Below are 664 nucleotides of genomic sequence, written 5' to 3' on the forward strand. Positions count from 1 at the left end.
CGTGCATGATTCACCGTTCGAAAACGAGTGGTGACCATGTCTGATCTTTTCTGGTTGAGCGACGCACAGATGGCACGTCTGGAGCCTTACTTTCCGAAGTCGCATGGCAAGCCCCGAGTTGATGATCGACGTGTTCTGAGTGGCATTATTTTCATCAATCGCAACGGCTTGCGGTGGCGCGACGCCCCTAGGGAGTATGGCCCCCACAAGACACTCTACAACCGTTGGAAACGATGGAGCGATAAAGGCGTCTTCGCCCGGATCATGGCGGGGCTGGCCGCCGAACACGGCGAGGAGACCACTGTGATGATTGACGCAACCCATCTGAAGGCCCATCGCACGGCGTCCAGCCTGGGCGTTAAAAAGGGGGGCGTGGACGCCTGATTGGCCGAACCAAGGGCGGCATGAACACGAAACTGCACGCCATCTGCGATAGCCAGGGCCGCCCCATCGACCTGTTCCTGACTGCCGGACCCGTCAGCGACTACATCGGGGCGCGTGCGCTGATCAGTGGGTTGCCCAACGTGAAGTGGCTACTCGGAGATCGCGGCTACGATGCCGACTGGTTCAGAGAAGCCTTGCAGGACAAGAAGATACGCCCTTGCATCCCGGGCCGGAAGAAGCGGAAGACGCAGGTCCGCTACGATAAGCGCAGGTATAAGCG

The 664-nt window shown here is 59.3% G+C and carries 1 pseudogene; it reads left to right on the forward strand.

Annotated elements, in window-relative coordinates:
• Positions 1-36: 36 nt before the first annotated feature.
• Positions 37-664, forward strand: a pseudogene (locus KZZ07_RS26635) (IS5 family transposase); the annotation flags it as partial.

This window comes from Mameliella sp. CS4 (assembly GCF_019392335.1).
Taxonomy (GTDB): Bacteria; Pseudomonadota; Alphaproteobacteria; order Rhodobacterales; family Rhodobacteraceae; genus Antarctobacter.